Below are 21,860 nucleotides of genomic sequence, written 5' to 3' on the forward strand. Positions count from 1 at the left end.
CCGTTCTCGGCCTGGTAGTCGGGGAAGACCTTGGTGCCGCCGTAGATGGTGGAGCCCTCGGGCAGCGACGGGTGGGCGATCTCCTCGAGGGACTGCTTCTCGAGATCGGTCAGGTCGGCCATGCGACTTCCTCCTGGATCGGTGACTCCGTGATCGTGAGAGGGGAGTACACCGGCAGCGCGTCACCGGAGGGTTTCCTCCGGAACACGCTGCGGTTAGGAGCTGTTACCGGCTGATGTCGGTTGGGCCGTCCGCGAGTGCGTTCGCCCGTGGACGGCGCAGACGACGACGCCGATCGGCCTCCGGGGGACTATGACGAGGGCGCCGGCGCGTCCGACGCTGCGCGCTCGGCGGCCGCGCCGCGGTCGAGGTCGGGCTCCAGATAGATGATCCGGGCCTCGGGCACGGCCGCCCGCACGCGCGCCTCGGCCTCGTCGATGGCCCGCGCGACCTCCTCGACGGGCACGCCAGGCGTCAGCGCGATCTTCGCCGCGACGAGGATCTCCTCCGGGCCGATGTACTGGGTCCGGATGTGGATGACGCGCTGCACCGCACCGGCGGTCAGGGCGTCGACGATGCGGGAGAGCACCGGGCCCGTGGCGCCCTCGCCCAGCAGCAGGCTCTTCATCTCGATGATGAGGATGATCGCGATGACGCCGAGCAGGGTGCCGATCGCGATGGTGCCCAGCGCGTCGAACACGGGGTTGCCGGTGAGCACCGACAGCCCGACGCCGAGCAGCGCGAACACCAGACCGATCAGCGCGCCGAAGTCCTCCAGCAGCACCACGGGGAGCTCGGGCACCTTCGACTGGCGGATGAAGTTCCACCAGGAGCCGGTGCCCTTGAGCGGGCGGGACTCGTGGATCGCCGTGCGGAACGAGAAGCCCTCGAGCCCGATCGCGACCACCAGGATCACGACGGCCACGAGCGGCGAGCTGAGCGGCTCGGGCTCCCCCAGCTTGTGGATGCCCTCGTAGAGCGCGAACACCGAGCCGAGCGTGAACAACAGCAGCGCCACGATGAACGAGTAGAAGTAGCGGTCGCGCCCGTAGCCGAACGGGTGCTCGGCGGTGGCCGCCCGCTGCGCCCGCTTGCCGCCGAGCAGGAGCAGTCCCTGGTTGGACGTGTCGGCCAGGGAGTGCACCGACTCCGCCAGCATCGACGACGACCCCGTGATCAGGAAGCCGACGAACTTCGCGACCGCTATGCCCGCGTTCGCCACCAGCGCCGCGACGATCGCCCTGGTCCCACCACCTGCTGACATGGGCGCGACCCTAACGGAAGCGACGAACCGGTCAGGCCAGGCCGTCCCCGGCGAGGAAGAGCTGGGTGCCGTCGGCGCGCGGGTGCACGGTGACGCCGGTGTCGGCCGCCGCGAGCCACACCGACGCGCCACGGCCGAGCTCCACGTCGTGGCCCCGTGCCCGCACGCACGCCGCGCCCGCGGTGCACAGCAGGATCCGCGGACCGCCGTCGGGCACGGCCACGCCCAGCGGGTCCGGCGCCCCGGCGTCGAGGCGACGCAGCAGGAACTCCTCCGCCGGGGTGTCGTAGCGGACCCAGGCGCCGTCGGGCCGGCCGGTGAGCACCGGCGGCGGCCCTGCCGAGAAGTCCAGCACGCGCAGCAGCTCGGGCACGTCCACGTGCTTGGGGGTGAGGCCGCCGCGCAGCACGTTGTCGGAGTTCGCCATCAGCTCGATGCCGGCGCCCTCCAGGTACGCGTGCAGGTTGCCGGCCGCGAGGTAGAGGGCCTCGCCCGGCGCGAGCGTGACGCGGTTGAGCAGCAGCGCCGCCAGCACGCCGGCGTCGCCGGGGTAGCGCTCGGAGAGCGCCAGCACCGTGCGTGCCTCGGCGTGCATCTCCCCCGCGTCGCCCGCCAGCCGGACACAGCCGGCCTGCAGCGCGGGCACGAGCGTGTCGAGCACGCCCTGGGGCAGCGTGATCCAGGTGGTGAAAAGGGCACGCAGGCCGTCGGCATCGGGCTGGGCGGCGAGCAGCTCCACGTGGTGGGAGAGCTCGGGGACGTCGAGCGCCCGCAGCAGGACGAGGCTGGCCTCGGGGTCGCGGAACCCGACGAGCGCGTGGAACTCCGTGAGCGCGCAGATCAGCTCGGGCTTGTGGTTGGCGTCGCGGTAGTTGCGGTCGGCCGCGTCCAGCGGCACGCCGGCCGTCTCCTCGCGGGCGAAACCGGTGCGGGCCTGCTCCAGGCTCGGGTGCGCCTGCAGCGAGAGAGGCTCGTCGGCGGCGAGCACCTTGAGCAGGAACGGCAGCGTGGCGTCCCAGCGCGACGCGCGGTCGGCGCCGAGCAGCCCGGCGGGGTCGGCGCGGACGGCCTCGAGCAGCGACGTGGTCTGCCCGTCGGCGCGCACGATCCGAGAGGGGTCGCCCGGGTGCGCGCCGAGCCACATCTCGGCCTGCGGGTGCGGCGAGGGCACCTCCTGGCCGAGCAGGTCGGCGATGACGGTGCGCGATCCCCAGGCGTAGGGACGCACCGGGTTGTGCAGCAGCTCCACGGTCGGTCCTCCCTACGCCGGTGCGATCGTGCGGGTGGCCAGCCCCAGGTAGACGGCGGCCGCGTCGAACCGGGAGGCGAGCAGCCCCGCGCGCAACAGTGCTGCGTGGCGAACGCCGCGCGCCACCTCGTCGACGGGGTGCACCACGTCGGCCGGGGCCCGGTCCCGTCCGGTGCGGCGCAGCAGCACATGCCCGGGATCGTCCTCCCCCGTGCCGACGAGGACCAGCCGCACGGGCGGCGCCTCGACGCCCGGCGGGTCGTCGAACGGGTCGTGGAAGATGTCGCGCTCGGCGCCGGTGTCCAGCAGGCGGAGCAGCCCCCCCGCGGTGGCGGCGTTGCCGACGTCGGACGCGTGGGCGACCACGCCGGCGTGCGTGGCCAGCGCCGACGCCGCGTGCGCGGCCACGGCGGCCCCCAGCGCGTCGGTGCCCCAGATCAGCGGGGTGTGCTCAGCCAGCCGCAGCGCCAGGGACTTGGCCGGGTTCATGAACGGCTCGTGGCCGGGCTGGTTGCGCTCGGCCTCGGCGTCGAGGACGTCGGCCAGCGCGTCCAGCGACGGGTCCAGTGGACTGCCGAGCAGGCCCAGCACCGCCGTGACGACCAGGCCGACGGCCAGCGCCCGCGGCAGGTCGACGCCCGGAGGCACCGGGATCCGGGGATCGACCAGCCGCACCCGCCCGGCCCCGGCCGACGCGACCGGCCCCTCGGCTGGAGCCGACAGCACCACCTCGGCCCCGCGGGCCACGGCACGCGCGACGAAGTCGGCCAGATCGGTGTCCTCGCCGTCGGCGGTGTGGGCCACCACCACGTCGAGGGGCCCGACCCACAACGGCACGATGTCCGCGACCACCACCGGCACCGGGCACGCCGGCCCGAGCAACGCCGCGAGCAGCGCCGCCGCCGACCCGGACGAGCCGGGCCTGCGGACCAGCACCAGCGCGCGCGGACGGGAGCCCTCGAGATCACCGACGCCCGCCTCGATCGCGCCCTGGGCCGTCGAGCGGACCTGGGCGCCCGCGGTGGCCGTCGCGCGCAGCACGCCGCCGGTGTCGAGCGCCGTCAGCGCACGGGCGTCACCCAGCAGCGTGTCGTCGAGCACGGTCATGCGCCTTCCGGCGGTAGCGCCTCGTCCAGCAGGAGCACGGGGATCCCGTCGATCACCGGGTAGCGGCGGCCGCACACGGTGCAGGTGAGCACCTCGGCGCCGGGGTCGGACGCGGTGCCGACGCGCAGCGGGGCGTGGTCGTCGGTGGGGCAGGCCAGGATGTCCATCAGCTGGGGGTCGAGCTCTACGGCCACGGTTCTCTTCCTTCGTCATACGGCTGATGTCATCGTCAGCATCGGATCCGACTCTGCCAGTGCGGGGCCCGGCCCGCCGGATCCGTGCGGGTGAGCGCTCAGGCCCGGACCACCGCGAGCACATCGTCGCGCAGCCGCGCCACGGCCGCGGCGTCGGAGGCCTCCACGTTGAGCCGCAGCAACGGCTCCGTGTTGGACGCGCGCAGGTTGAACCACGACCCGTCGGGGAGTGCGACCGTCAGGCCGTCGAGCTCGTCGAACCCGGCGCCGCGCGCCGCGTAGATCTCACGGATGGCGGCCACCCGGCCCGCCTGGTCGTGCACCGTCGAGTTGATCTCGCCGGACGCGGCGTAGCGGGAGTAGGCGGCCATCAGCTCCGAGAGCGGGCCGTCCTGCTCGCCCAGCGCGGCCAGCACGTGCAGCGCGGCCAGCATCCCGGAGTCGGCGCGCCAGAAGTCGCGGAAGTAGTAGTGAGCGGAGTGCTCGCCGCCGAAGACGGCGTCGGTCTGCGCCATCGTCTGCTTGATGAACGAGTGGCCGACGCGCGTGCGCACCGCGCGGCCGCCGTGCTCGGCCACGATCTCCGGCACCGCCTGCGACGTGATGAGGTTGTGGATCACGGCGCTGCCGGGGCTCTTCGCCAGCTCCCGGACGGCCACGAGCGCGGTGATGGCGCTCGGGCTGATCGGCTCGCCCCGCTCGTCGACGGCGAAGCAGCGGTCGGCGTCGCCGTCGAAGGCGAGGCCGATGTCGGCGCCCACCTCCACCACGCGCTTCTGCAGGTCGACGAGGTTGGCCGGGTCGAGGGGGTTGGCCTCGTGGTTGGGGAAGGTCCCGTCGAGCTCGAAGTAGAGTGGCACGACCTCCAGCGGGAGGCCGGCGAGCACGGCCGGGACGGTGTGGCCGCCCATACCGTTGCCGGCGTCGACCACGACCTTCAGCGGTCGCCCGTCGGAGATGTCGACGAGGTCGCGCAGGTAGGAGGCGTAGCCGGTGAGCATGTCCTGCTCGGTGACGGTGCCGCCGCCCCGGCCGGCGGGGACGCCGCCCTCGACGGTCTCGCGGATCGTGACCAGCCCGGTGTCCTGCCCGATGGGCGTGGCGCCCGCGCGACAGAGCTTGATGCCGTTGTACTTCGCGGGGTTGTGGCTCGCGGTGAACATCGCGCCCGGCAGGCCCAGCGTGCCGGAGGCGTAGTAGAGCATGTCGGTGCTGGCCAGGCCGATGGAGACGACGTCGAGACCCTGACCGGTGACGCCGTCGGCGAAGGCCGCCGCGAGGCCCGGCGAGCTGTCGCGCATGTCGTGGCCGACGGCGACGGCTGCGGTGTCGGGGGTCTCGGCGAGCAGCAGGCGGGCCAGGGCCGCACCGAGGTCGCGCACGATCGCGGCGTCGATCTGCTCACCGACCACACCGCGGATGTCGTACGCCTTGACGATGCTCGACAGGTCCGTCACGGGCGAAACCCTATCGGGGCCGGGCTCAGTCGTCCGTGGGACCGGGCAGTACCCGCAGGTGACCACGGCGGCCGGTGCTCGCGACGGGCACGGCCTCGACCGGACGGTCGGCGCGCCCTGCCTCCCGCACCGCCTCGGCCAGCGCCGTCAGATCGTCGCTGGTGGGCGGGGGGGCGGCGAACTCGCCCTCGAACCGCACGACCTCCCAGCCCCGGGGGGCGGTGAGCCGGTGGGCGTGCCGGTTGCACAGGTCGTAGGAGTGGGGTTCGGCCTGCGTGGCCAAGGGCCCCACGACGGCCGTGGAATCGGCGTAGACGTAGGTGAGGGTGGCCACCGCGAGCTCGGTGCACCCGGTCCGCGAACACCGCCTCACGCTCAGCACCTCCTGACGATAGCGCGCACAATCGCGCTCGGCCCTCTACGACGCGCGGGTGGTCGTGTCCGCCGCCGCACGCATCCTTCCGGGCGGTGCCGGGCCACACATGCGTCATCCGGGTCCGCGGAGCCCTACGATCGCGGGGTGACGACCGCACACCGCACCTTGCGACGCTCCCCCCGACGGCGGGACCGGCGCGGCCGCGGGCTGCGCGGCCTGCTGTACCCGGAGACGATCCCGGCCACGCGCACGCGCTCGGAGCGCTTCGACGCGCTGGTGCTGGAGGCGCTGGAGCCGATCGAGCTGCGCTGGGGATCGGAGCTGGCCGATCTCGACCTCGCCGTCGACGAAGTGCCGGAGGTCGACGAGACCTCACCGGACGAGGTGGTGTGGGGCACGGGCGTGCTGGCGGACGTCGGCGTGCCGCTCGCGCAGCTCGTGCCTGCGGGTGTGGACCCCCACGGGCAGCCCTCGCGTGCCCGCATCGTGCTCTACCGCCGGCCGCTGGAAGCGCGCGCCAAGGGCGGTGCAGACCTCTCCGACCTGCTCCACGAGGTGCTCGTGGAGCAGGTGGCGGAGTATCTCAACATCGAGCCCGACGCCGTGGACGGCGGGGGCTCGTAGCGTCAGGGGTGCCGCAGGTCGGGATCAGACCGCGGTCTCGATGGTGGTGTCCATGCCGGCCTCGATGACGTCACCACGGCGGAGCCTGCGGCGCTCGCGCTCCGACAGCCCGCCCCAGATGCCGAAGCGCTCGTCGTGGCCCAGTGCGTAGTCCAGGCACTCGGCCCGCACCTCGCAGCCCGAGCAGATGCGCTTGGCCTCGCGCGTGGAGCCGCCCTTCTCCGGGAAGAAGGCCTCCGGATCCGTCTGCGCACAGAGCGCACGCTCCTGCCAGCCCTCCTCGTCCGTGTCGTCGCCCCCCAGCTGCGCCTCGACCAGGACGAACGGTTCCAGGACCGAGCCGGTCACCGGAACCACCGGCCTCATCAGGCCCCCGCCTGCCTCGACCAGCTTCAGCGTGTCCGTGATCACGTTCACTCGCCCACCTCCCCGCGCCCCGGCGAATGGCTGCCAAGACTGAATGACAGCGGCGTAAGTACAACGCTGTTGATCCGTGCTTGGCAAGCTGAAGCTTCCATCCGGGTGACACTCTCCACCCGGACGGTCGCCCATTCAGCAGAGTGGTTAAGTGCGTGGAGTGTCCAACCGAGTCAGCCCGTGGTTCCTGGTGCTCCTGGTAGTGGCTGTGGCCGGCGGTGTGCTGGCCGCCGCGGGTACCGCGGAGCTGGTGGCGTCGGGCTCGTCCGTGCTCTTCACCACGGGTGTCGTGCTGCTGGTGCTGGGCGGATGGGCCGTGTCCCTGTGTCTCCACGAGTTCGGGCACGCGTTCGTGGCCTACCGCGGCGGCGACCGGTCCGTGCGGGACAAGGGGTATCTGACCCTCGACATCCGGCGCTACACCGACGTCGGGCTGTCCTTCGTCCTGCCGTTGTTCTTCCTCCTCCTGGGTGGCATCCCGCTCCCGGGTGGCGCAGTGTGGATCAACCAGGGCGCGCTGCGGTCGCGCGGCGTCCGCAGCCTCGTCTCGTTCGCGGGGCCTGCCACCAACCTCGTGATCGGCGCGCTGTGCACCCTCGCCGTCGCGTTCGTGCCGATGGCGGCGGGGCTCGCGGTCGGGCTCTCGGCCCTCGCGCTGATCCAGGTGCTCGCGTTCGTGCTCAACATCCTGCCGATCCCCGGGCTCGACGGCTTCGGCGTGATCGAGCCCTACCTGTCGGCGCCGGCCCGCCAGTTCGCCGCGCGCATCCGCCCGTGGGCCCCGATCGCACTGTTCGTGCTGATCATCGGGGTGCCCGGGGTGTCCACGGCGTTCTTCCAGCTGGGGCAGCTGATCTTCGGAGCGGTCGGCGGCAACGCCACGCTCGCCGCGTACGGCTACCAGGAACTGTTCTTCTGGCGCCGCTGAGCGGTGACGCGAGGGCTACCTGGCCCCGGCGACGGCGGCGAGCCGCCGTTCCGCGGCCGCGGCCAGCGCGAGCACCGACGCGTCGTCGGTGGGCAGCCCGTGGATCGCCCACCAGCGCAGGTCGTCGGACTCGTCGCTGATGGCCGTCTCGGCCCCGGCGGGCGCGCGCACCAGGAACTGGACGTCCAGGTGCCGCGTCGGCAGGCCGAGCGAGCAGGTGATCGGGTGCACGTCGACGCGCAACGGCGCGGGGTCGATCGTCAGCCCCGCGATGCCCGACTCCTCGGTGGCCTCGCGCAGCGCGGCGGCCACCAGGCTCTCGTCGCCGGGCTCGCAGTGTCCGCCCACCTGCAGCCATCGCTTCACGCGGCTGTGCAGGGTGAGCACCACGTTCTCGCCGGCCGCGTCGACCACCAGTGCCGACGCGGTGAGGTGACCGGGCACGCACGAGCGGTCGCACCCGTCCGGACGGGCGTCGAGGAAGGCCAGCAGGGCGTACCGGAGCGCGCGCTGGTCGACGTGCTCGGGCTGCCATGCCTCGAGCTCGGCGGCTGCTGCCGCGGCGGCTACCACTCGAGGAACCCCTCTCCCGGTTCCCGCGGCGGACGCGGGACGATCGGCGCGGCCGGCACCCCGACCGCGACGGCGCCGAGCGGCTGCCAGTCGGCGGGCAGCTCCAGCACCCGGCGCACCACGTCGGAGGCGAAGATCGTGGACCCGACCCAGCACGACGCCAGGCCCTCCGCGGCCAGCGCCACCAGCAGCGACTGGACGGCGGCCCCGCCCGCGACCGTGAACATCGTGTGCTCCCCCACGAGCCGCGCCGCGTCGGGATAGGAGTGCATGCCGTCGCCCGTGCGGAATGCCAGAACGAGCTCGGGGGCCCGGCGCAGCAGATCGCCACGGGCGATCCGGCGCTCCACCTCGTCGGCGGGGCGGCCGTCGGCCTCGAGGTCGGCGCGCCAGCGGACCGCCATCGCGTCGAGCAGGGCGGTGCGGCGTTCGCGCAGCCACGCGAACCGGAACGGCGTGCTGTGGTGCGGTGCCGGCGCAGTGAGCGCGACGCCCACGGCCCGGCGCAGCGCGGCCGCGTCCACGGGCTCGTCGGCGAACTCGCGCGTGCTGCGGCGCAGCAGGACGGCCTCGCGGCGTCCACGGCCGATGGCCTCGTCGGTGCCCAGCCAGAACATGTCCTCGTCGACCGGACGTACCAGGTCGCGGGCGGTGGATCCGTCGTCGGCCGGGCGCAGGCCGCGCACCACCGCCACCGGCAGGCCGCCGAGCTTGCCCTTGACCAGGTCGGCGGCCCCGGCCAGCTCGTCGGCCATCGCGACCTCGGTGACGAGCAGCTCGTTGCCCTCGGCGTCGAAGGCGCCGCCGTACCGGTGCAGCACGGCGAGCCCGGCGGAGCCGATGGCCACATCGGTCTGCCCGACGCGCCAGGAGCGGCCCATCGTGTCGGTGACGACGACCGCGACCTCGACGCCCAGCAGCACCCTCAGGTCGGCGCGCAGCCGCGCGGCGCTCGCGTCCGGGTCGGCGGGGAGCAGCGCCAGCTCGTCGCGGCGGACGTTGGAGCCGTCGATGCCGGCCGCGGCCTGCACGATGCCGAGCTTGCCCGCCACGATCAGCGTCTTGCCGCGGCGGGCCAGCACGCGCTCGGTCTCGGCGTCGACGAGCTCGCGGCGGAGCTTGTCGCGCTCCTCGGGGTCGGTGGGGGCGGGCACCAGCCTGCCCTCGACCTTGGAGAACACCTTGGACGTGACCACCACGACGTCGCCGTCCACGATCCAGGGAGCGGCCGCGACAAGCGCACCCGCGAGGTCGTCGCCCGGGCGGAACTCGGGCAGCCCCCGAACCGGGAGGACGGTGATCGTGTCGGCCGCGCCGTGGTCGGAGATCGGCTCAGACACCGGCGAGCTCCAGCGCCTCGCGCGCCATCTGCGCGGTGGCGTCGGTATCGGTCATGAGCAGCGGAACCGAGCGGACCTCGACGCCGGGCACGTCGGCCGTGTCGCCGGTGTGCACCAACCAGCCGTCGAGCAGGCCTGGGCGGGCGGGGGATGTCTGGGACCGTGCGCCGAAGTGCCGGCCGACGGCCTCCGCGGAGGTCTCCAGGCCGATCGCGGTGAGGCACTTGTCGGCCATGCCGCGCAGCGGGCGTCCGCCCACGATCGGCGAGAGCCCCACGACTTTCGCGGACGTGGCGCGCAGCGCGTCGCGCACGCCGGGGACCTCGAGCAGCGCCCCGATGCTGACCACCGGGTTGGACGGCGCGAGCAGCACGGCGTCGGCACCGGTGATCGCGTCGCGGGCGGCCGGGAGGATGTGGGCCTCGTCGGCGCCGATGGAGGCGAAGCGGTGCGCGGGCAGCTCGCCCTTGTGCCGGATCCACCACTCCTGGAAGTGGATGGCCTTGCGCGCCTTGTCGCCGTTGGCCGGGTCGTCGACCACGACGTGGGTCTCGACGCGGTCGTCCGTGGCCGGCAGCAGCGTGACGCCGGGCTGCCAGCGGTGGCACAGCGCCGCGGTCACGTCCGAGAGCGGGTAGCCCGCGCGCAGCATCCGGGAGCGGACGAGGTGGGTGGCGGTGTCCTTGTCGCCGAGGCCGAACCAGTCGGGCTCGGCGCCGTAGGCCGCGAGCTCGTCGCGCACCGCCCACGTCTCCCCCGCGTGCCCCCAGCCGCGCTCGGTGTCGATACCGCCGCCGAGCGTGTACATGCAGGTGTCGAGGTCGGGGCAGATGCGCAGCCCGTGCAGCCAGATGTCGTCGCCGACGTTGACCACGGCCGTGATCTCGTGCTCGGTTTCGCCAGGGCCCACGGCGGGGAGCCCGAGCGCGGCTTTGAGCCCCAGGAGGAAACGGGCGCCGCCGACGCCCCCGACCAGCACGGTGACCTTCACGCGGCCAGCCTACGGACCTCGCACTCACCGGCTGTCCCGGGCGTCACGCTCCCCGGTCCGCGCGCCGTTTCGCGTCCTCGCACCCTCCGTGGACCGTGCGACGACGCAAACTCGCGCGCAGATCCTGGGGACGTCACATCGCGCGGTAGTCGCGCGGGGAGAACCTCGGGCCGAACCGCGGGCGCCGGAAGCCGGAGACCTCGACGTAGCGCACCGCCCGCTGCCGCTGCGGCTTGTACGGACCGAGCAGCTCCATCAGGCCGGCGTCGTCGATCGGGCGGCCGAGCAGCGCCCAGCCGACGATCGTGGGGATGTGGAAGTCGCCGAAGCTCACGGCGTCGGGGTCGCCCCAGGCCCGCTGGGCCACCTCGGCCGCGGTCCACACACCGATGCCCGGCACCTTCCGCAGCAGCTCACGGCCCGCATTGCCGCCGAGCTCGGACGCCTTCTCCAGGCGGTGGGCCACCGCGGCGGAGGCGAGGATCGCGCGGCGGCGGGCGTTGTCGACGCCGGCGCGGTGCCACTCCCAGTCGGGCACCGCGCGGATCTGCGCCGGGGTGGGCGGCACGCGCATGCCGTCGGGGGCGGGGCCGGGGGCCGGGTCGCCGAAGCGCCGGCACAGCTCCCGCCACGAGCGGCGGGCCTCGACGCCGGTGACCTTCTGCTCCAGCACGGCGGGGACGAGCTGGTCCCACACGCGCCGGGACGCGCCGAAGCGCAGCCCGGACATCCGCCGGTGGGCGTCGACGACGAGCGGGTGGTGCGGCACGAACTCCTCGGGGCGGTCGTCGGCGCCGAGCAGCGCTGGCAGGCCGTCGAGCGACCACGCGGCACCCGGCCCCCATGCCTGCGCGACGACCGTGCCGTCGGCGCGGCGGTGCAGGCGCATCGTCATGTGGCCGTCGGGGGTGGTGCCCGTGCGCCAGATCGGCGAGCCCTCCCCGACGGACTGCCACGTGGGGTCCCCGCGCCCACGCCGCAGCGGAGCGAGCACGCCGGACAGGTCCAGCGGGAACTCCGGCCGCCACTCCCGGATCACGGCGTCCCCGTCGCTCGTGCGCGCGGCCCGGACGGCCCGGACATCCGCGGAGACCCGGACATCCGCGGAGACCCGGACATCCGAGGGGACCTAGACATTCGAGGGGACCTAGACATCCGGGGAGAAGCGCACCCCGTGCGGGGGCAGCACCACGTCCGGCCAGATGCGCATGCCGTGGCGCAGCTCGCAGTGCTCCCCGATGACGGCGCGGTCGCCCACGACGGTCTCGTCGACGCGGGCCCCGTGGTCGACCCGTGCGCCCGCACCGATCACGGAGTGCTCCACGACCGCGCCCTCGCCGACCACCGCACCGTCGAACAGCATCGAGCCCTCGACGCGCGCGCCGGCGCCGATCCGCACCCCGCGCCCGACGGTGGTGCCGCCGAACACCAGCGCGCCCGCGGCCACCTGAGCGCCTTCCAGCACCAGGGACTCGCCCGTCGGACCGGGCAACGCCGCGGACGGGGCCACGCCGCGGACCAGGTCGGCCGAGCCGTGGATGAGGTCGGCCGGGGTGCCCATGTCCCGCCAGTAGGCGTTGTCGACGTGCCCGGAGACCCGCGAGCCCGCGGCGAGCAGGCCGGGGAAGGTCTCGCGCTCCACCGACACCGGCCGCCCCTCCGGGATCGACTCGATCACCGAGCGGCGGAAGACGTAGCAACCGGCGTTGATCTGGTCCGTCGGCGGGTCCTCGGTCTTCTCGAGGAACTCGAGCACCCGGCCGTGGTCGTCGGTGGGCACGCAGCCGTACGCGCGGGGATCCTGCACGCGCACGAGGTGCAGTGTGACGTCGGCCTCGGTGCGCCGGTGCGTGTCGACCACCGCGCCCAGGTCGGTGCCGCACAACACGTCACCGTTGAACACCAGGACGTGCTCGGTGGACAGGTGCTTGGCGACGTTGCGGATGCCGCCGCCGGTGCCCAGCGGCTGGTCCTCCACGACGTACTCGATCTCCAGGCCAAGCGCGGCGCCGTCACCGAACGCCTCGGAGAACGTCTCGGCGAGGTACGACGTGCCGAGCACGACGCGGCGGACGCCGGCCGCGCGGATGCGGGAGAGCAGGTGCGCCAGGAACGGCACCCCCGCCGTGGGCAGCATGGGTTTGGGGGCCGACAGCGTCAGCGGCCGCAGCCGGGTGCCCTTGCCGCCCACCAGCACCACTGCCTCGACGTCGTGCAGCACAGGCTCTCCTCGTCGGTCGGTCATGTCGTCGTCCGCGTCGCGTTCAGCGCCGGCGCGCCAGCGCCATGAGCACCCGGGCCGGCGCGCCGTGGCGATCGTGCACGTAGCGGCGCAGGCTCCGGTCGCGGGTCTCCAGAACGGGTCCGTGCAGGTCGTGCGGGCCGTGCGGATCCAGGACGCCCCGGGCGTGGTCGGTGACGACGGCCGCGGGGACCCCGGCCACCAGCCACCCGGCGCGGTCGAGCCGGTCGCAGAGGTCGACGTCGGCGGGGTCGGGCCTGCTGCCGGAGCCCGGGTACCGCGGGTCGTAGCCGTCGACGGAGTCCCACGCGGTGCGGCGCACCAGCAGGCAGGTGCCGTCGACCCACCCGACCGGGCCGTCCGGCAGCGGTGCCGCCGGGATCCGCCCGCGCAGGGTGGTGCGCAGCGTCGGCAGCTCACCCCCTGACTGCACATCCACCCCCGACGGCGTGCGCAGCCGCGGGGCCAGCACCCCCGCCCGCGGGCGGCGGGAGGCCGCCTCGAGCAGCACGTCCAGCGCTCCGGGACCCCACTCGACCTGCGGATCGGCGATCGCCACCCATCCGACCGACGGGTCGAGCCCCGCGACGGCCCGGTCGACCGCGGCAGGCCGGCCCACGTCCTCGGCGAGCCGGACGACCTCGGCGCCGTCGATCGTGGGGGCCCCGGCGACGTCGACGTGCACGACCCGGACCGGACGGACGGTGGCCGTGCGCAGCGACGCGGGCAGCCGCAGCGGGGACGCGGCCGTGCGCGTCACGGTGACGAGGGCGAGCACGTCGCCGTAGCTGGGGACCGGATCCATCGCCCACACCCTAGCCATGAGGCCGGGACGGTCCTCACCCGATCGTGACGAGTGCCTGGTCAGTCGTCCGCCGGGTCCTCACCGTCGAGCTCGGCCAGCGCCGCGGCGGCGTCGCGGTCGCCCCAGCCGAGCGCCGTCTGGAGGTAGCCGCGGGCCTCGTCGGTACGGCCCTCGTCGGCGAGGAAGCGGCCGAGCGTGTAGGCCCAGCCCGGCTCGTTGTGCCGCTCCGACTCCCGGAACTCCCGCTCGGCCCCGGCGGGGTCCCCGCGGACCTCGACCAGGAACTGGCCGTACGCGGTGTGCGCCCGCACCGCCGCCAGCTCGCCTGCGCGACGGTAGAGGCGCTCGGCCTCGTCCAGTTTGGACTGCAGGCTCCGCGCGTCGGCCAGCGCGACGATCGTGTCGGGCCGGGACTCGTCGGCGTAGTGCTCGGCGGAGGCCACGGCGGCGAGCAGGTCACCGGCCTCCAGCTGCAGCGCCACGAGGTTGGACGGGGCATGCTCGTCACCGGCGTCGGCCGCCCGCACCAGCACCTGGACGGCCTCGCCGAGCCGACCGCCGTCGCGGAGCAGGATCGCGAGGTCGTTGGCCGCCACCAGCTCCCCCGACTCGACGGCCAGCCGCAGCGCCGCCTCGGCTCGCTCGGCGTCGCCCAGCTGGACCAGGGTGACACCGAGCCGGCCGGCGAACCGCACGTGCCCGTCCTCGACGAGCGGGCCGAGCCACCTCGCACACGCCGCCCAGTTGCCGCTGTCGAGGTAGGCGCGCACCAGCAGGTCGGGCGCGGTCGGCTCCCCCGTGGCCACGGCCCGGCGCAGGAGGTCGATCGCGTCATAGGGGCGGGCGGCGTCGAGCAGGGCCCGCCCCTCGGCGGAGAGCGGACCGTCGGTGGGCGGATCGGCCCGCGAGAGATACGGATCGGATGCCATCGGACTCCTCACGTTCGAGGGGCGATGCTGCCAGCCGACGCCGTCAAGATCGCTCTCGGTAGGTGGCGATGACCCTTCTGTAGGCCAGGCGGCGCACCCGTTCGGGCACCAGGCGGTACCCACCCCGGACTGCGACGTTGCGCAGGAACTGCATCCGGGTGGTGAAGCCGATCCTCCGGAAGCGGCGCTGGACGGCCAGCTCGGCGCGCAGCTGGGCCAGCCCGCCGCGCCGCGCGTAGGCGCCTGCCCCCACCCGGTACTGCACGAGCGGCTCGGCGACGTTGCCCACCCGCGCACCGGCGACGATCATCTTCGCCCAGAGCAGGTAGTCCTCCATCAGCGCGAAGTCGGTGTACCCGCCGACCGAGCGGACTAGGTCGCGGCGGTAGACGACCGTCGGGTGGTTGAACGGGTCGGCGAACCGCGCGCGGGCGTCGATGTCGGCGGGATCGGTGGGCGGCGTCCGCGTGCCGACGACGTCGCCCGCGTGCGTGCCGAACTCGATGAGGCCGGACCCGACCAGGTCGAGGCCGGACTCGATCATCGGCAGCTGGACGGCGAAGCGGTGCGGCAGCGAGACGTCGTCGGCATCCATGCGCGCGACGACGTCGTGGCGGCACGCCTCCAAGCCGGCGTCCAGCGCGGGCCCGAGCCCGACGTTGCTCTCCAGCGTGACGACGTCGACCGGCACGGGGCTCGACGCAGCCAGCTCCGCGATGCACGCGTCGAGCGCGGGGGTGACAGGACCGTCACGCACGATCACCACGTGGTCCGGGCGCCGTGTCTGCTCCGTGACGGTGGAGCGGAACGCCTCGGTGAGGAAGTCCGGCCGGTCACCGGCCCAGACGGGCAGCAGCAACGACAGCTTCTCGGTCACCGGAAACGTCTCCTCTCCTCCAACCTACTCACTCTGCGTGGCGAACACCGGAGCGATCCGGGTCACCCGCGACACGCGCATCGACAGTCTGTGACGGCCACGCCCGATGCTGCACCCTAGGGGCCGGTAGGACGACGAACGGAGGTGGACCGTGGACGGGATGCGCACGGCCACCGCCCGCACCTCGGGAACGCGCCCCACCGGCCGGTCCCGCACCGCGAGCGCCACTCGGGCCGCGACCCGCCCGCCCCCGCCCGGGGAGCGCCCCCGCCGCCACATCGGCCGCAGGCTGCGCAGCGCGACGGTGGCGGTGTCCGTGCTGGTCCTGGCCGTGACCGGCACCGCGTGGGGCCTCTACCGCGGCGTCACCGCCGGCATCACCACCACCGACGTCATCACCGGCGGCAGCAACGACGGCCCGCAGAACATCCTGCTGGTCGGCGTCGACAGCCGCACCGACGCGCAGGGCAACCCGCTGCCGAAGGAGGTGACCGACGCGCTGCACACCGGCGCCGACACGGGGGTGCTGAACTCCGACACGATCATCGTGCTGCACGTGCCCGAGGGCGGGCGCGGCGCCGTCGCGTTCTCCATCCCCCGCGACTCCTACGTGGACATCCCGGGCTACCGGACCGACAAGATCAACGCCGCGTACCCCGCGATGAAGGCACTCTCCGCGGACCAGATGGTGGCCGACGGCGTCACCGACAGGAAGCAGATCGAGGCCGAGTCGTCGCAGAAGGGCCGGCAGGCGCTCATCGGGGCGGTCGAGGGACTGACCGGGCTCACCATCGACCACTACGCCGAGATCAACCTGCTCGGCTTCTACAACCTCACGAAGGCCATCGGCGGCGTGGACGTCTGCCTCAAGGCGCCCGTGAACGACGTCCTGTCCGGCGCGAACTTCGCCGCCGGCCCGCAGACGATCTCCGGAGCCGACGCGCTCGCGTTCGTCCGCCAGCGCCACGGGCTGCCGCAAGGCGACCTCTCCCGGATCCGCCGCCAGCAGGTGTTCCTCGCCGCCGTCTCGCACAAGATCCTCGCGGCCGGCACGCTGACCGACCCGGGCGCGCTCTCCCGGCTCGTCGGGGTGGCGCAGCAGTCGCTGACCATCGACTCGGGCTGGGACCTGCTCGCGTTCGCCCAGCAGGCGTCGTCGGTCGCGGCGGGCGACCTCGAGTTCGTCACCATCCCCACGAAGGGCAACGCGACCAACGACCGCGGCGACGTCGTGCTCGTCGACCGGTTCGCCGTCCGCGACGCGATCGACCGGAAGATCGCCGCCCAGGAGGCGGCCGCCACCGCCGCCGAGGCGGCACCGGTGAAGCGGGAGACCACCGTGCCGGGCGGGCTGCCCGACGACGTCATCGCGTCGCGGTACGTGGTGGACGTCCGCAACGGCTCGTCGGCGTCGGGCATGGCCGGCACCGTCGCGACGCACCTCGGGAAGCTCGGGTTCGGCCGCGGCACCGTCGACAATGACATCGCCACCACGCAGTCGGTGGTGCGCTACACCGGGTCCGACGGCGACGCCGCGAAGGCCGTGGCCGACCAGCTGGGCGGGATCGCGGTCGAGAGCGTGGGCAGCGACGAGGTCACTCCCGGCCACCTGCTCGTCGTGATCGGCGCGGACTTCGCCCCGTCGGTGGTCGCCGCCACCACGCAGGCCGCCGCTCCGACGACCACCACGACGCCGGCGCCTCCCGCGGGCGGCCCCATCACCGCGGCCGGCGTGCCCTGCATCGACTGACCACGCCGGGCGTGTGGAATGGGCGGGTGACCCTCACCAACGCGCTCCTCGACCCGTTCCGCTCCGGCGCCGGTGCGGCCCGCCCGCTCATCACGTTCTACGACGACGCCACCGGCGAGCGGATCGAGCTCTCCGCAGTGACCACCGCCAACTGGGCCGCGAAGGCCGCCAACCTGCTGCGCGACGAGTGCGACGTCGAGCCGGGCACCCGCGTCGCCGTGCTGCTGCCCGCCCACTGGCAGACGGCCGCCGTGCTGCTGGCCGCGTGGTGGTGTGGTGCCGACGTGGTGACCGACCCGGACGGCGCCGAGCTCGTCCTGTGCGACGCCGAGCGGATCGACCTCGCCCTCGCCGCCGCCCCGGCGAACGGGGTGGTGGCGCTGTCGCTGGACGCGTTCGGCAAGGGCCTGCCCGGCCTGCCCGCCGGGGTGGTCGACTTCGCCACCGAGGTGCGGCTGCACGGCGACGACTTCGTGCCGTGGGCCCCGCTGCCCTCCGACGCCCCCGCGCTGGACGGGGCCTCGGTCGACGAGGTGCTGGCCGCCGCCCGCTCGCGTGGGTCCGAGCTCGGCCTCTCGGCCGGTGACCGGGTGCTCTCGACGCTCGACTGGTCGGGCCGGGGCCTGAGCGACGGCCTGCTGGCGGTGCTGGCGGCGGGGGCGAGCCTGGTGCAGGTGGCGAACGCCGACCCGGAGCGCCTGGAGCGCAAGGCCGAGAGCGAGCGGACGACGGCCCGGCTGGGCTGAGGTCGTGCGCGTCAGCGCAGCAGCGAGCGCGCCATCACCATGCGCTGGACCTGGTTGGTGCCCTCGTAGATCTGCGTGATCTTCGCGTCGCGCATCATGCGCTCCACCGGGAAGTCCTTGGTGTAGCCCGCGCCGCCGAGCAGCTGCACGGCGTCGGTGGTGACGCTCATGGCCGTGTCGGACGCGAGGCACTTCGCGGCGCTGGAGATGAAGCCGAGGTTCTTCTCGCCGCGCTCGGCGCGGGAGGTGGCCACGTACACGAGCTGGCGCGCGGCCTCCACCTTCATCGCCATGTCGGCGAGCATGAACTGCAGGCCCTGGAACTCGGCGAGGTGCTTGCCGAACTGCTTGCGCTCCTTGACGTAGGAGATCGCGATGTCCAGCGCGCCCTGCGCGATGCCGACGGCCTGCGCGCCGATCGTGGGGCGGGTGTGGTCGAGCGTGGCCAGGGCGGTCTTGAAGCCGGTGCCCTCGGCGCCGATGATGCGGTCGGCCGGGATCGTGCAGTTCTGGAAGTAGATCTCGCGGGTGGGCGAGCCGTTGATGCCGAGCTTGCGCTCCTTCGGGCCCACCTCGAAGCCGGGGTCGTCCTTGTGCACGACGAACGCGGAGATGCCGTTGGCGCCCTTCCCCGGGTCGGTGACGGCCATGACCGTGTACCAGGTGGACTCGCCCGCGTTGGTGATCCAGCACTTGGTGCCGTTGAGGACCCAGGTGTCACCGGTGCGCTGGGCGCGCGTCTTCATGGACGCGGCGTCGGAGCCGGCCTCGCGCTCGCTCAGCGCGTAGCTGATCATCGCCTCGCCGGACGCGATGGAGGGCAGCACCTGCTGCTTGAGCTCGTGCGAGGCCGACAGCAGGATCGGGGTCATGCCCAGGCCGTTGACGGCCGGGATCAGCGACGACGACGCGCAGACCCGCGCCACCTCTTCGATGACGATGCAGCCGGCCAGCTCGTCGGCACCCTGGCCGCCGTACTCCTCGGGGATGATGACCGCGCCGAAACCGGCCTTCTCCAGCGCCTCCTTGGCCTCGACCGGGTAGCGGCCCTGCTCGTCGACGTCGGCCGCGTACGGCGCGATCTCCTTCTCTGCCAGCGTGCGGACGGCGTCGCGGAGCGCCTCGTGCTCATCGCTGAGCTGGTAGGTGTCGAAGTCGGCGTTCATGCGGCCCCATCCCCGTTGATCGTGTGCGCTTGGCGCCACCCTAACGGCACTGCGTGCCATTCAGCAAGCTCGCTGCTACCCTCGGTGCCATGACTGACGCCACTCCCCGTGCCCGGCGGGGCCGTTCCGCCGAAGGCCGCGCGGAAGTGCGTCGCGATCTCGTGGCGGCAGCCGTGGAGCTGTTCCGCACCAAGGGCTACGAGGACACCACCGTCGACGACATCGCGGCCGCGGCGGGCGTCGGCAGGCGCACCTTCTTCCGGTACTTCCGGAGCAAGGAGCACGCGATCTCGCCCGACCATGAGACCGGGCTGGCCCGCGTGGCCGAGATCTTCGCCGGCGCCCAGCCGGGCGAGCCCACCGCGAGCCTGGTGCTCCGCGCGGGTGAGACCGTGTTCGACCTCTACACCGACGACCCGCAGCTGTCGGTGGCCCGGTTCCGCCTCACGCACGAGGTGCCCGCGCTGCGCGACCGCGAGTCGGCCAGCGTCGACCACTACCGCAGGCTGTTCATCCGGCAGGTGCGCGAGCGCTTCGACGGCGGGGGTGGGCGGGGCGACGACACGGCCGAGCTGCGCGCCGCCGTCATCGGCGCGGCGGTGGTTGCCGCCCACAACCTCGCGCTGCGGGCGTGGCTCGCCGCGGGAGCCCCGGCCGACGGCATCGACGCCTGCCGGGCCCGGTTCCGCCGGGTGGCCGACATGCTGCCCGTCGAGCCCGACGGCGGGCTGCACATCGTCGCTCAGCGCCTCGAGGCCGCCGTCGGCCGCCTCGAGCGCCGCACCACGGCCACCTGACCCGTCACGAACAGGGCGCGTCGAACGGCAGGTCGGGCACGTAGCGCGCCCACTCGACCGGCTGCAACGGCGCTCCCGTGCCCGCGCACAGCATGGCGGCCGCGCGGTCGGGGTCGGCCGACCACAGGCGCACCGTCTTGTCCGCGCTCCCGCCCGCGATCCGCGTGCCGTCGGGGCTCCAGGCCACCGCGAACACCGCCTCGGTCGGCCCGGTGAGCGTGGCCGTGGTCGTCGGCTCCGACGGCAGGCTCACGTCCCACAGCCACACCGTGCCGTCGGTGCTGGCCGCCGCGAGGGTCCGCCCGTCCGGGCTGAACGCCACCGAGTACACGTAGTTGGACGGCCCGGTGAGCGGCGAGCCCAGCTGCGCGGGATGCGCCGGGTCGGAGACGTCGTAGAGGCGCACGGACTTGTCGGCGCTGCCCACGGCGAGGGTCCTGCCGTCCGGGCTGAACGCCGGCGAGTACGCGTAGCTCGACGGGCCGCCCAGCGTGGCGACGACTGTCGGCGGGGACGCGCGCAGGTCCCACAGGTAGGTCTTCGTGTCGGCGCTCGCCGCGGCCAGCCAGCGCCCGTCCGGGCTGAACGCCGAGGCGAGGACGAGGCTCGTGGCTCCGGTCAGGGTCGCCACCGCCCGCGGCGCCGTCGGGGTGGCGATGTCCCACAGCCGCACGGCGTTGTCGTCCCCCGACGCGGCGAGCGTCCGTCCGTCCGGGCTCACGGTCAGCTGCTCGACGAGCGCGGTGGGGGCGCCCGGCGGGGACGGGAGCGGGACGGGGCCGGCAGGGTCGGAGACGTCCCACATCCGGACGCTGCCGTCGGAGCGCCCGACCGCCAGCGTGCGGCCGTCGGGGGTGAGCGCGGCCGACCCGGAGAACGAGGGGTCGCCCGCAGGGTTGCGCACCCGCGTGCCCATCTCCTCCGGCCCCTGCGGGGAACCGACGTCGAGCAGCCCGGCCGTGCCGTCCTTGGAGCCCGGCCCGACGGCGAGCCGGCGTCCGTCGGCGGCGAAGGCGACGGCGAACACGGCGTCGTCGAAGGTGCTGACCACCGGCGAGCGCACCGGCCACAGGTGGGCGACGCCGTCGGCCTCGCCGGTGGCGAGCGTGCCGGCGTCGAGGAACGCGGTGGACGTGACGGGCCCGGGGTGCGGGAAGGTGGCCGTGACCCGGGACGTAGCGAGGTCGTAGAGGCGCGCGTAGCCGTCGGAGCTACCGGCGGCCAGCGAGCGCCCGTCGGGGCTGAACGCCACGGCGTTGACCCAGTTCGTGGCGCCGGTGAGCACGGCGGCAGGCACCGGGCGCGCGGGGTCGGCGACGTCCCAGCGGCGCACGGTGCGGTCGGCGCTCCCCGCGGCCAGCATGCGGCCGTCGGGGCTGAACGCCACCGCGTAGGCCTTGCCGGTGGGCCCGGTGACGGGCGGGAGCGCCGCCGCGTCGCGCCACAGCGCCACCGGCCCGTCCGCGGTGCCGGCGGCGACCAGCCGACCGTCGGGGCTCACGGCGAGCGACTGCAGCGGCGACGGCGGTGCGGCGAGGGGTGGCAGCTCCGTCGGGGTCGCTCCGAGCGTCCAGCGCCGGATGTCCTTGCCGGTGGCGGCCAGCAGCGTTCGGCCGCCGGGACCGAACGCGACGGCGAGCACCGGCCCACCGCCCGTGGCCAGCGGGACGGGCACGCCGGGACGGGCCGGATCGGCGAGGTCGACGACCACCACGTCACCCGCGGTACCCCCGGCGGCGATCCGCCTGCCGTCCGGGCTCAGCACCACGCTCTGCAGATCACCCGCCGCCGGCGGGGTGTCGGCGAGGCGCACGGGCCGTCCCGGGTCGCGGACGTCCCAGACCTGCACGGTCGGACGCGATCCGGAGGTCGACACGAGCACCTTCCGCGCGCGGTCGACCGCGACCGACTCGGTGACGGCGGCCGGGCCGGGCAGCCGGGCGGGCACCGGGGCGCCGGTGGCGTTGAGCAGGCTGGAGCGGGCCTCCGGCGTCGGCGCGATCCGGTAGGCCGCCACCGCGAGCTGCG

General features: G+C 74.1%; 21 protein-coding genes and 1 pseudogene. 5 read left to right on the forward strand and 17 right to left on the reverse strand.

All coding sequences use genetic code 11. From position 1 onward, the window contains the following. Positions 1–310: 310 nt before the first annotated feature. The 6 genes from JWR81_RS07995 to JWR81_RS08020 all read right to left on the reverse strand — a co-directional run bounded on the left by JWR81_RS07995 (position 311) and on the right by JWR81_RS08020 (position 5,644). On the reverse strand, positions 311–1,264 hold the full coding sequence (locus JWR81_RS07995) for a cation diffusion facilitator family transporter (RefSeq protein WP_297648890.1): 954 nt from the start codon (positions 1,262–1,264) through the stop codon (positions 311–313). A 31-nt stretch (positions 1,265–1,295) separates the two neighbouring features. Further along, the gene (gene manA / locus JWR81_RS08000; RefSeq protein WP_297648893.1) at positions 1,296–2,513 is read right to left on the reverse strand and encodes a mannose-6-phosphate isomerase, class I; all 1,218 of its coding nucleotides are present in this window, start codon (positions 2,511–2,513) and stop codon (positions 1,296–1,298) included. Positions 2,514–2,525: 12 nt separating this feature from the next. Further along, positions 2,526–3,620: an SIS domain-containing protein gene (locus JWR81_RS08005; RefSeq protein WP_367278756.1), complete on the reverse strand. Its 1,095-nt coding sequence runs from the start codon at positions 3,618–3,620 to the stop codon at positions 2,526–2,528. Continuing rightward, positions 3,617–3,814 (reverse strand): Trm112 family protein, encoded by a 198-nt coding sequence (locus tag JWR81_RS08010; RefSeq protein ID WP_297648896.1) that lies wholly within the window; start codon positions 3,812–3,814, stop codon positions 3,617–3,619. The genes JWR81_RS08005 and JWR81_RS08010 overlap by 4 nt, the downstream gene beginning before the upstream one ends. A 98-nt stretch (positions 3,815–3,912) precedes the next feature. Next, positions 3,913–5,271: a phosphomannomutase/phosphoglucomutase gene (locus JWR81_RS08015; RefSeq protein WP_297648898.1), complete on the reverse strand. Its 1,359-nt coding sequence runs from the start codon at positions 5,269–5,271 to the stop codon at positions 3,913–3,915. 25 nt (positions 5,272–5,296) lie between these two features. Then, a complete protein-coding gene (locus JWR81_RS08020) occupies positions 5,297–5,644 on the reverse strand; it encodes a DUF3499 domain-containing protein (RefSeq protein WP_297648901.1) in 348 nt (115 codons plus the stop codon). A 147-nt stretch (positions 5,645–5,791) separates the two neighbouring features. On the opposite strand from JWR81_RS08020, the gene JWR81_RS08025 reads away from it, so the two are divergent. Continuing rightward, complete coding sequence (locus tag JWR81_RS08025) at positions 5,792–6,271, forward strand: metallopeptidase family protein (RefSeq protein ID WP_297648904.1); 480 nt, start codon at positions 5,792–5,794, stop codon at positions 6,269–6,271. Between the two features lie 24 nt (positions 6,272–6,295). Here the strand turns inward: JWR81_RS08025 and JWR81_RS08030 are convergent, their stop codons facing one another. Further along, positions 6,296–6,604 (reverse strand): WhiB family transcriptional regulator, encoded by a 309-nt coding sequence (locus tag JWR81_RS08030; RefSeq protein WP_297648949.1) that lies wholly within the window; start codon positions 6,602–6,604, stop codon positions 6,296–6,298. 235 nt (positions 6,605–6,839) lie between these two features. Here JWR81_RS08030 and JWR81_RS08035 point away from each other — a divergent pair, with 235 nt between their 5' ends. Next, positions 6,840–7,616, forward strand: coding sequence for a site-2 protease family protein (locus tag JWR81_RS08035; RefSeq protein WP_297648907.1), 777 nt, complete (start codon positions 6,840–6,842; stop codon positions 7,614–7,616). A 15-nt stretch (positions 7,617–7,631) separates the two neighbouring features. Here JWR81_RS08035 and JWR81_RS08040 read toward each other — a convergent pair whose 3' ends face one another. The 8 genes from JWR81_RS08040 to JWR81_RS08075 all read right to left on the reverse strand — a co-directional run bounded on the left by JWR81_RS08040 (position 7,632) and on the right by JWR81_RS08075 (position 15,373). Next, positions 7,632–8,189, reverse strand: coding sequence for an NUDIX hydrolase (locus JWR81_RS08040; RefSeq protein WP_297648911.1), 558 nt, complete (start codon positions 8,187–8,189; stop codon positions 7,632–7,634). Continuing rightward, positions 8,183–9,529 (reverse strand): coenzyme F420-0:L-glutamate ligase, encoded by a 1,347-nt coding sequence (locus tag JWR81_RS08045; protein ID WP_297648914.1) that lies wholly within the window; start codon positions 9,527–9,529, stop codon positions 8,183–8,185. The genes JWR81_RS08040 and JWR81_RS08045 overlap by 7 nt, the downstream gene beginning before the upstream one ends. Continuing rightward, positions 9,522–10,520, reverse strand: coding sequence for a 2-phospho-L-lactate transferase (gene cofD, locus JWR81_RS08050; RefSeq protein ID WP_297648917.1), 999 nt, complete (start codon positions 10,518–10,520; stop codon positions 9,522–9,524). The genes JWR81_RS08045 and cofD overlap by 8 nt, the downstream gene beginning before the upstream one ends. 133 nt (positions 10,521–10,653) lie before the next feature. Beyond that, entirely contained in the window at positions 10,654–11,559 is a 906-nt protein-coding gene (locus tag JWR81_RS08055) for a DNA-3-methyladenine glycosylase 2 family protein (protein ID WP_297648920.1), read from the reverse strand. A 108-nt stretch (positions 11,560–11,667) separates the two neighbouring features. Then, complete coding sequence (locus JWR81_RS08060) at positions 11,668–12,738, reverse strand: NDP-sugar synthase (protein ID WP_297648952.1); 1,071 nt, start codon at positions 12,736–12,738, stop codon at positions 11,668–11,670. A 46-nt stretch (positions 12,739–12,784) separates the two neighbouring features. Next, positions 12,785–13,567, reverse strand: a complete 783-nt coding sequence (locus tag JWR81_RS08065) for a dTDP-Rha--alpha-D-GlcNAc-pyrophosphate polyprenol alpha-3-L-rhamnosyltransferase (RefSeq protein ID WP_297648921.1) — start codon at positions 13,565–13,567, stop codon at positions 12,785–12,787. A gap of 59 nt (positions 13,568–13,626) precedes the next feature. Further along, positions 13,627–14,496 carry a hypothetical protein gene (locus JWR81_RS08070; protein ID WP_297648924.1) on the reverse strand — a complete coding sequence of 290 codons (870 nt, stop codon included), beginning with the start codon at positions 14,494–14,496 and terminating at the stop codon, positions 13,627–13,629. 43 nt (positions 14,497–14,539) lie between these two features. After that, positions 14,540–15,373: a glycosyltransferase gene (locus JWR81_RS08075; RefSeq protein WP_297648928.1), complete on the reverse strand. Its 834-nt coding sequence runs from the start codon at positions 15,371–15,373 to the stop codon at positions 14,540–14,542. A gap of 160 nt (positions 15,374–15,533) precedes the next feature. Between JWR81_RS08075 and JWR81_RS08080 the strand changes: the two genes are divergently transcribed. Both JWR81_RS08080 and JWR81_RS08085 read left to right on the forward strand, forming a co-directional pair. Next, on the forward strand, positions 15,534–17,123 hold the full coding sequence (locus JWR81_RS08080; RefSeq protein ID WP_297648931.1) for an LCP family protein: 1,590 nt from the start codon (positions 15,534–15,536) through the stop codon (positions 17,121–17,123). A gap of 26 nt (positions 17,124–17,149) precedes the next feature. After that, entirely contained in the window at positions 17,150–17,869 is a 720-nt protein-coding gene (locus JWR81_RS08085; RefSeq protein WP_297648934.1) for a TIGR03089 family protein, read from the forward strand. 11 nt (positions 17,870–17,880) lie between these two features. On the opposite strand, the gene JWR81_RS08090 is transcribed toward JWR81_RS08085, so the two are convergent. Beyond that, positions 17,881–19,035 (reverse strand): acyl-CoA dehydrogenase family protein, encoded by a 1,155-nt coding sequence (locus JWR81_RS08090; RefSeq protein WP_297648937.1) that lies wholly within the window; start codon positions 19,033–19,035, stop codon positions 17,881–17,883. A gap of 89 nt (positions 19,036–19,124) precedes the next feature. On the opposite strand from JWR81_RS08090, the gene JWR81_RS08095 reads away from it, so the two are divergent. Further along, complete coding sequence (locus JWR81_RS08095) at positions 19,125–19,832, forward strand: TetR family transcriptional regulator (protein WP_297648940.1); 708 nt, start codon at positions 19,125–19,127, stop codon at positions 19,830–19,832. A gap of 4 nt (positions 19,833–19,836) precedes the next feature. On the opposite strand, the pseudogene JWR81_RS08100 reads toward JWR81_RS08095, so the two are convergent. After that, positions 19,837–21,860 (reverse strand): annotated as a pseudogene (locus JWR81_RS08100) (hypothetical protein); the annotation flags it as partial.

The sequence above is a fragment of the Pseudonocardia sp. genome, from assembly GCF_025965585.1.
Lineage (GTDB): Bacteria > Actinomycetota > Actinomycetes > Mycobacteriales > Pseudonocardiaceae > Pseudonocardia.